The sequence below is a fragment of the Hymenobacter sp. genome (genome assembly GCF_035709525.1).
Classification (GTDB): Bacteria; Bacteroidota; Bacteroidia; order Cytophagales; family Hymenobacteraceae; genus Hymenobacter.
The window spans coordinates 1-9082 of sequence record NZ_DASTEP010000152.1; the positions used below are offsets into that span (position 1 = coordinate 1).

Sequence of the window (9082 nt, forward strand, 5' to 3'; positions counted from 1 at the left end):
CTCGCAATAACAGACACGCTCACTATTTCCTCGCTTGCAGGAGAGTTCAGAACAGTTTAGGCGCGCCGTAAAGAGTAATTTGCTACTCCCTAAACCCGGCTTTTTCCCCACCCTTCGCCCATGCTCTCCGAAGACCAAATCCACGACCTGAACCAGCCGCTGCTGGCCGAGCACACCCTGCAATTCGACTACCTCACCGACCTGCTGGCGCGCCGCGGGCAAGATGCTCACCAGGTTATTTTGCAGCTCGTGGAGTTTCAGGTAGCTATCCCGAGCTGGGCGCTGGGCACGGGCGGCACGCGCTTCGGGCGCTTCCCGGCCGGCGGCGAGCCCCGCTCGCTGGAAGAGAAAATCACCGACGTGGGCCTGCTGAACCAGCTCAACGGCTCGTCAAACTCCATCTCGCTGCACATTCCCTGGGATATTCCGCAGGACATCGCCGGCCTGCACCAACTGCTGAAAGCGCAGGGCTTGTCGATTGATTCGATGAACTCGAACACCTTCCAGGACCAGAAAGAGCAGGCACAAACCTACAAATTCGGCTCGCTGAGCGCCACCGACCGCGCCGTGCGCGAGCAGGCCATTCAGCACAACATCGACTGCATTCGCTACGGCACCAACCTGGGGGCCAAAGTGCATACCGTATGGCTCGCCGACGGCTCCAACTTCCCCGGCCAGAGCCACTTGCGCAGCGCCTACCTGCGCACCCAGGAAAGCCTGGCGGCCATCTACGAAGCCCTGCCTTCCGACTGGACGATGCTCATCGAGTACAAGCCCTACGAGCCTAACTTTTACTCGATGGTGATACCGGACTGGGGCACTTCCTACACGCTCTGCCAGAGTCTGGGCCAGCAGGCGCAGGTACTTGTGGACCTGGGCCACCACCTGCCCAATACCAACATCGAGCAGATTGTGGGCCGCCTGCGGCAGCTCGGCCGCCTCGGCGGCTTTCACTTTAACGGCTCGGGCTACGGCGACGACGACCTGACGACCGGCAGCGCCAAGCCCTTCCAGCTCTTCCTGATTTTCAACGAGCTAGTAGACGCCAACCAAGACGCCAGCCTGGCCGCCGCCAGCGTGGCCTACATGATTGACGCCAGCCACAACACCAAAGACCCGCTCGAAGACCTGCTGCAATCGGTAGATAACATCCTGGGGGCCTACGCCAAAGCCCTGCTCGTGGACCGCCCCGCCCTGCAAGCCGCCCAGGAAACCAACGACGTAGTCCGCGCCGAGGAAATCCTGCGCGACGCCTTCCTCACCGATGTGCGCCCGCTCGTGGCCGAGGCCTACCGCCAGGCCGGCGGCGCGCTGCACCCCGTGCGCGCCTACCGCACGGCCGGCGTGCGCCAGCAGCTCATCGGGCAGCGCGGCAAATTCAGCTTGTCTACTGGCCTTTAGTGGTTTGGTTTTTCAACCGTCATGCTGAGCGCAGCGCAGCGGAGTCGAAGCATCTCTATCGCTTCATTGCTAACGCAAGAAGTTACTCTGCTAAAGAGATGCTTCGACTCCGCTACGCTCCGCTCAGCATGACAGTTGGAAACTAGAAACCGACAACTACCCTATGGCAACCAAGAAACCCGTTTACGCCGTCTTCGATATCGGCAAGACCAATAAGAAGTTGATTCTCTTTGATGAGGAGCGGCAGATTATTGACGAGATGCTGCACGTCTGCACCGACGTGCTCGACGACGACGGCTTCCCCTGCGACCACCTGCCCCGCCTCACGCAGTGGATGCAAGACCACTGGCGCGCCCTGCGCCACCACCCGCACTATACCGTGAAGGGCGTGAATTTCACGGCCTACGGCGCGAGCTTCGTACACCTCGGGGCCGATGGCGAGCCGGTACTGCCGCTTTACAACTACCTGAAGCCCATTCCCGAAGACATCGCCGCTCGGTTCTACGCCGAGCTGGACGAGTCGCCGGAAGACTTCTCGGCTACTACCTGCTCGCCGCAGCTCGGCATGCTCAATTCGGGCCTGCAACTCTACTGGCTCAAGCACGCCAAGCCCGAGCAGTTTGCCAAAATTCACACCTCGCTGCACCTGCCGCAATACCTGTCGTATCTGCTGACGGGCGAGAAGTTTAGCGACTTCACCAGCGTGGGCTGCCACACGGCGCTCTGGGACTTTGAGCGCGGCCAATACCACGATTGGGTGCAGCGCGCGGGCATCGAGGAAAAGCTCGCGCCGCTCACCAAAGATTCCATCGCCTCGGTGGTTGATGGCATCATGGTGGGCGTGGGTTTGCACGACAGTTCGGCGGCCGTAATGCCGTATTTGCTTGAGGTCGATGAGCCATTTATGCTCGTGAGCACGGGCACCTGGTGGGTGACTATCAACCCCTTCAACAGCCAGCCGCTCACGCCCGAGCTGCTGCGGCGCGATGTGGTGAGCTTTCTCACGCCGCGCGGCCAGCCCATGCGGGCGGCCCGCGCTTTCCTGGGCCGCGAGCACGATTACCAGGTCGAGCGCATCGCGCAGCATTTCCACGTGAAGCCCGATTTTTACCGCTCCATCGTGCTGGCCCGGCCCTACGACGACGCTTCGGCTTCCTTCGTACCCGCCTGCCTGGCCGGCGGCGGCCCCCTGCCCGACGCGGGCGAGGGCGAGTGGGACATCACCGGTTTCCGCACCGCCAACGATGCCTACCAGCACCTCATCCACGGGCTGGTCAACATCCTGCTGGCTTCGATGAAGCTGGTGTGGCAGGGCGAAAAAATCATCTACGTCGATGGTGGTTTTGCCCGCAACCCGGTGTTCATGCAAACGCTGAGCTGGAATTTCCCGCAAGCCGAAATCCGCACGCTGGAGGTGCCGCAAGCCACGGCTATGGGCGCGCTCGTGCATCTGGAGCAGGGCGAGGCGTGGAAAAAAACGCAGTTGTTGTTTAGTTAACTCTTGTCCTTGCGAGCGCAGCGAAGCAATCGCACCTGTTCAGCCGCGCCATTCAGGTTCTGCTCTGATGCGATTGCTTCGCTGCGCTCGCAAGGACAATTATTGCCCCTATGAAAGTCGCCCTATTCGTACCGTGCTACGTCGACCAGTTTTACCCGCAGGTCGGCATTGCCACGTTTCAGCTATTACAAAAACTAGGCGTAACCGCCGCCTTCCCGCCCGCCCAAACCTGCTGCGGCCAGCCGCTGGCCAACAGCGGCTGCGAGCGCGAGGCGCTGCCCATCTACTGGCACTTCGTGGACACGTTCCAGAGCTACGACTACACCATCGTACCCTCGGGCAGCTGCGTGTACCACGTGCAGAAGCACTTCGACAAGCTGGAGCAAACGCCCGCAGTGCAGCACGTGCGCGCTACTACCATTGACCTCATCGACTTCATCACGCAGGTGCTGGAAATCAAAGAATTGCCTGGCGCCTTCCCGCACAAAGTGGGCCTGCACCTAAGCTGCCACGGCCAGCGCGGCCTGCACCAGGCCAACGAATCGGAAATCACGCCCGTGCGCGACGGCCACCTGCGCCGCCTGCTCGCCAGCCTCGACGGCATCGAGCTCACCGAGCTCAACCGCAACGACGAATGCTGCGGCTTCGGCGGCACCTTTTGCGTGAGCGAGGCCGCCATCTCAGGCCGCATGGGCCACGACCGCGTGCAGGACCACCTCCGCAACGGCACTCAAGTGCTGACGGGCGGCGATATGTCGTGCCTCATGCACCTGCAAGGCATCGTGCGCCGGCAGAAACTACCGATGAAAGTGATGCACGCGGCGGAGATTTTAAATGGGATGGTTGTTTGATTTGTTCTTAATCGTGTCATGCTGCGCTCCGCTCAGCATGACGGAATGAACGCCTGAAACCCCACCCAGCAACCCACAATCATGTCCTACCTCACCCATTCCAGCCGTGCCGAGGCGTTCGTACTCGACCACGAGCGCACCAGCTGGCACGACGAAACGCTGTGGTTTGTGCGCCAGAAACGCGACAAGGCGGTGTACGCCGTACCCGAGTTTCAGGAGTTGCGCGAGCTGGCGTCGCAGATTAAAAACCACACGCTCAGCCGGCTCGACTACTACCTCGAAAAGTTTGAGGCCGCCGCGCTGGCCAACGGCGTGCGGGTGCACTGGGCGGCCGATGCCGAGGAGCACAACCAGATTGTGCTCGACATTATCCGGGCGCGCGGGGCCACGCGGGTGGTCAAAAGCAAGTCGATGCTGACTGAAGAATGCCACCTCAACCCGTTTCTGATACAAGCGGGCATTGAGGTGATTGACACCGACCTAGGCGAGCGCATCATCCAGATGCGCGACGAGCCGCCGAGCCATATCGTGCTGCCCGCTATTCACTTGAAGAAGGAGGACGTGGGCAATACCTTTCATGAGCACCTCGGCACTGCCAAGGGCCTCACCGACCCGCAGCAGCTCACGGAGGCGGCCCGGCAGCACCTGCGCGCCAAGTTTCTGGCCGGCGAAGTGGCGCTCACGGGCGTCAATTTTGCCATTGCCGAAACCGGCTCGGTAGTAGTCTGCACCAACGAGGGCAACGCCGACCTCGGCGCGAGCCTGGCCCCGGTGCACGTAGCCAGCATGGGTATCGAGAAGCTGATTCCGCGCCTCAGCGACCTCGGCGTATTCACGCGGTTGCTGGCGCGCAGTGCGACGGGCCAGCCCGTTACAACCTATACCTCGCACTACACCAAGCCCCTGCCGGGCCGCGAGATGCACATTATTATCGTCGATAATGGGCGCACGCAGCAGCTCGGGCGGCCCGATTTTCGGGCGTCGCTCAAGTGCATCCGGTGCGGGGCGTGCATGAATACCTGCCCGGTGTACCGGCGCAGCGGCGGCCATAGCTACGATTTCACGGTGCCGGGGCCGATTGGCTCCATCCTCTCGCCCAACATCGACCTCAAAAAGCATAGCACGCTGCCCTTCGCCAGCACGCTCTGCGGCTCGTGCACCGACGTGTGCCCGGTCAAAATCGACATTCACACGCAGCTCTACAAGTGGCGGCAGATTGTGTCGGAGGCTAACCACCTGCCCACGGCCAAAAAGCTAGGCCTCAAGTTTATGGGCCGACTGCTGGCCAGTCCGGCCGCCTTCAAAGCCAGCGGCTCGCTGGGCCGCCGCGCTCTACGCCTGCTCCCCTATGGCCTCACCCACAACAAAACCGTGAACGCCTGGGCCATCGCCCGGGAGCTACCCGAGCCGCCCAAGCAAAGCTTCCGCGAGTGGTTTGCCCAAAACCAACCCGACTCCAACGCATGAGCACCTCCCGCGAACGCATCCTGGCCGCCACCCGCGCCAACAAGCCCGACGAAACCGCCCTGCCCACCGTGCCCGACTTCGGCGGCGACGCCGCGCTCGAACGCTTCAGCACGGTGCTGGCGAGCATCGGCGGCGAGGTAGCGCGGCTCGATTCGCTGGCCAACCTGGAAGCCAAAGTGCATGAGTTGTGGCCTGCCGCCAAGCTCATTGCCTCGCCCCTCTTCCCGCCCACGCTGGCCATCGACGCTAGCACGCCCACCAACGTGCTGGCCGACGTAGACCTGGCCGTGCTACCCGTCGAAATCGGCGTGGCCGAAAATGGGGCCGTGTGGCTGCCCGAAGCCAACATGCTGCACCGCGCCCTCCCCACCGTGACCCAGCACCTAGCGCTAGTGCTCGACCACCGCCGCCTGGTAGCTACCATGCACCAGACCTACGCGCAGTTGCCCGACGGGCCGGGCGGCTACGGCATGTTCATCGCCGGGCCGTCGAAAACGGCTGATATTGAGCAGTCGTTGGTAATTGGCGCGCACGGGGCGCGGAGTTTGGTAGTGCTGGTATACTGAGTGTACCGTAAGCTTTAGCTTGCGGCGAGCGTAGCGAGCATCCGCGCCTGCCAACGTTCGCAAACGCCGTTGCTCGCTGGCACTCGCTCGCAAGCTAAAGCTTACGGTACACAAAAAAGAGGCCGCTCCCATTGGGAGCGGCTTCTTCGGGTTTATCCACTTTTCAGTTCTTTTGCTCAACTACCTGAGCTATATCAACCGGCCTAAGCCGGAACAAAGCAATTGATTAACACGCCCAGCCTATTGCGGCGTACTAGGTCGCCAACTGGCAACAGCCCAAAATTGCGCAGCAAGTGATTAAACACTTACCCGCACTCACCTGCTTATCGCAAAAAAATGCGCGGCCCTAAGCCGCTACTTAGGCAGGCCGCCTGCTTGCACCGGCGTCAACGTTACCGGCCCTAGCAAGCCCGATTCGAGCGGCAACCACTTGGCGGCAGTGAAGAGGCCATCGTCACCCCGGTTTTCCTTAAGCTTGGCGGCCATGTTCACGTTGTAGAATTTCTTCCACTCCTGGCCGGTGCGGTCCATGTCGATGATGCGGTTGGCCATGGTATTGCTCACGCTGAGCGTCAGCATATTCACGCTTTGCAGCTGACTTTTAGGCACGTACAGCTGGTAGGTTGGCCCGAGCAGCACGCCTATCTCCTGCCCATTGAGCTGCACGCGGGCGCTCTGGGCCACGCGGCCCAGGTCGAGCAGGTAGCCCGTGGCCGAGCCGCCAGGCTGGGCAAAGGTGGTGCTGTACGTGGCCGTACCGGCAAACTTTTGCCCGGCCTCACCGGCCAGCTTGGTCCACGACTCAAGCTGGGTGGTTTTCAGCGGCGCGGGCATAGTCGGCCCGCCCGACACGAAGCGCACTTCCCACGGCCCGGCCACCGGCTGCGCCGCCCCGGCAGGACTGTAATAGGCATATGCAGGGCCACTTGCAGCGGCTTTGGTATCGATGAGGCACGAGCCGCCGGGGGCCAATTGCACGTACACTTCAGGCTGGCCCTTAGCCGACTGGCGCACGGCGGCCACGCCTAACTGCTCGGTCATGGGGTCGTAGAGGTTGGCGGCTTTGGCGGGGGTAGCCAGCGGCACCCAGGCGTTTATGGGCTTATCGCTCCAGTTGGCCAGAAAGTACGTGTGGCCGCTTGCCATGCGGCGGCGCTCGCATTGCAAGCCACTATCTACCAGTGTTTCGCGCTGCACGCCGGCCTGGGCTAGCAGCTGCGGCACATCGGCTCCTACCAGAAAAGCGCCTTTGCCCACGGTGGCCCGCTGGCCGCCAGCGGTGGGCTTGAATTGCAGCTGACCCACCAGCTTTTTGAAGGCCACCTGGCGGCGCGGCAGGTCGCCGAGGCCGGGCACGTCGGTGGGCAGGGCGTCCTGCACTACCACCGTGGCCCCGGCCTGCGCCAGCGCTACGAGGTGCTGCCAGGTTTCGAGGGGCATGGTGCGGGCGGCGGGCACCAGAATGGTGCGGTACTGCGCGCCGCCGCTGGTGCGCAGGCCGCTGCCGCTGGCCTGCACCTGCACCTGCTGCACCTGCTTATCCGAAATAAAATCATAGCCGAAGCCCTGCTTCAGTAGCAGCTCGCTAGTATCATCGACTGGCATCCCCTTGAAGCCGTGCTCGATACCATCGAAGTGCTGCAAGAGCGCCTTATTGCCGGGGCGCTGGTAGGCGTCGTACTGCGGCAGGTAGAGCAGCACGTCGTTGGCGGGCTGGCCGGCTTGCAGGAAGCTCTGGCAGCGGGCCGCGTATTTGTTCAGTTGGCCGAAATCCTGCCAGAATGGGTTTTGCGGATTGAACTCCACGGCGGCGTAAAACAGCCAGCCGGGCCAGGCCGCCGCCTGCGGCGAATAGGCCGTGCCGTGGTAAAACACGTGGTTGACGCCGCCGAGCAGCATCCGGTCCACGGCCTTTTTCACGTCGCTGAGCTTCGAAAGAAAGTGGTCGTTTTCCCAGGTCGCGGTTTCGGCCGAGGTCAGCGGCTTGCCCGTGACGTGCGCGGCCGACGAGGCGAATTTGATACGCGTCAGGTTTTCGCCCTCCGTCTCAGGGATGTCGGTGGCGGCGTATAAATCCAGGATATTGGCCGGTGAGCCGTGGGCCTGGTTGCGGATTTTGACGCCGTAGCCGTGCGCCCAGGTGGCCCAAGTTTGGGTGTAGTTTTCGAGTAGCAGCTCCGAGATGGTCTCGCGGTAATCGACCAGCACGCGCTGGTTTTCATCGGCGCTGGCTTTGCCAAACAGCGCGGGCAAATGCTGGCGCAAATCGTACTTGCGCCGCGCCAGAAACTCGCTGAACATGAGCGGCGTCCAGTTGGCTTCGCCCTGCGCGTCGTCCACCTCGTACGAGTCGTTAAAAAACGCCCGGATGCCCTTGATATCGCCCCCTTTAAATCGTTCGTCGAAGCGCTGCAAGTAGTGCTGGGTGGCGGTTTTGGAGAAGTGGTCCACCACGTCGCCCTCGCCGCCGGGTCCGGCGCGCTCCACCTGTTTGCCGTGCCAGCCCTGGAAGACGGCGTAGAGCGTCCAGGCCGCGCCGGCCGGGGCCTTCCAGGTCAGCTTGCCGCTGGCATCGACCTTGCTGGTGAGGTCGATGGCCGGGCCTTTCTCGGGGTACGCCATGAGGGCTTGCAGCGGCAGTAATTTCTCGAAGCGCACCTGCTCCAGGGCCAACGCTTGCAGGTTGGGGTTGGTGGCCACGGGGTCTTTGAGCTGCTTGATATCCACCTTGCGGCCGATGGCCGTGGAAATCGGCTTCTGCATAAAGCTCACTTTCTCAGCTAGCTGCTCGCCGCCTTTCACGCTGTACGTTTGGTAGGCCACGTACTTGCAGGCGTCGGCGGGCGTCACCCACGGCCCGCCAAAGGGCCAGCCGGAGGCCTGCGCCACATCGACGCCGGTGCCGAGCTTTTTGCTTTCGGCCAGCGTGTGGCCGAGCATGTCGAGCCACTTCGGCGAGATGAAGTCAATAAACTGGCTTTCCGCGCCTTTCACGCCGTAGATAGCCGTTATTTCGACGCCACCCAGGCCCGCTTGCTGGTACTGCGTGAGCAGGCGCGTGAGGTCTTGCTGGTTTACGGCGCTGCCCTCCCACCACCAGCGCGTCCAGGGGCGATTTTGCTGGGTGATGGCGGGCCAGGCGGGCGCTTGCGCAACGGCATTTTGGGCGAGCACGGCGGCGAAAAGGATGGAAAGAGCGAGGGGGTTTTTCATGATTTATAGTAAAGCGGGGAACGGCGCGGAGTGTAGCGTAAGCTTTAGCTTGCGAGCGAGCGCAGCAGCCGCGCTTGCCAACGTTC

General features: G+C 62.3%; 6 protein-coding genes. 5 read left to right on the top strand and 1 reads right to left on the bottom strand.

Annotated features, from left to right (window positions below; all coding sequences use genetic code 11):
* Positions 1–120 precede the first annotated feature (120 nt).
* The 5 genes from VFO93_RS13050 (at position 121) to VFO93_RS13070 (ending at position 5783) form a co-directional block, all read left to right on the top strand.
* Positions 121–1401 carry a TIM barrel protein gene (locus VFO93_RS13050; protein ID WP_325134817.1) on the top strand — a complete coding sequence of 427 codons (1281 nt, stop codon included), beginning with the start codon at positions 121–123 and terminating at the stop codon, positions 1399–1401.
* Between the two features lie 163 nt (positions 1402–1564).
* Positions 1565–2899 (top strand): FGGY-family carbohydrate kinase, encoded by a 1335-nt coding sequence (locus VFO93_RS13055; protein WP_325134818.1) that lies wholly within the window; start codon positions 1565–1567, stop codon positions 2897–2899.
* A 110-nt stretch (positions 2900–3009) separates the two neighbouring features.
* A complete protein-coding gene (locus VFO93_RS13060) occupies positions 3010–3750 on the top strand; it encodes a (Fe-S)-binding protein (RefSeq protein WP_325134819.1) in 741 nt (246 codons plus the stop codon).
* An 81-nt stretch (positions 3751–3831) separates the two neighbouring features.
* Positions 3832–5217, top strand: coding sequence for a lactate utilization protein B (locus VFO93_RS13065; RefSeq protein WP_325134820.1), 1386 nt, complete (start codon positions 3832–3834; stop codon positions 5215–5217).
* A complete protein-coding gene (locus VFO93_RS13070) occupies positions 5214–5783 on the top strand; it encodes a LutC/YkgG family protein (protein WP_325134821.1) in 570 nt (189 codons plus the stop codon). The genes VFO93_RS13065 and VFO93_RS13070 overlap by 4 nt, the downstream gene beginning before the upstream one ends.
* 354 nt (positions 5784–6137) lie before the next feature.
* On the opposite strand, the gene VFO93_RS13075 is transcribed toward VFO93_RS13070, so the two are convergent.
* The gene (locus VFO93_RS13075; RefSeq protein ID WP_325134822.1) at positions 6138–8996 is read right to left on the bottom strand and encodes a glycosyl hydrolase; all 2859 of its coding nucleotides are present in this window, start codon (positions 8994–8996) and stop codon (positions 6138–6140) included.
* Positions 8997–9082: the final 86 nt, after the last annotated feature.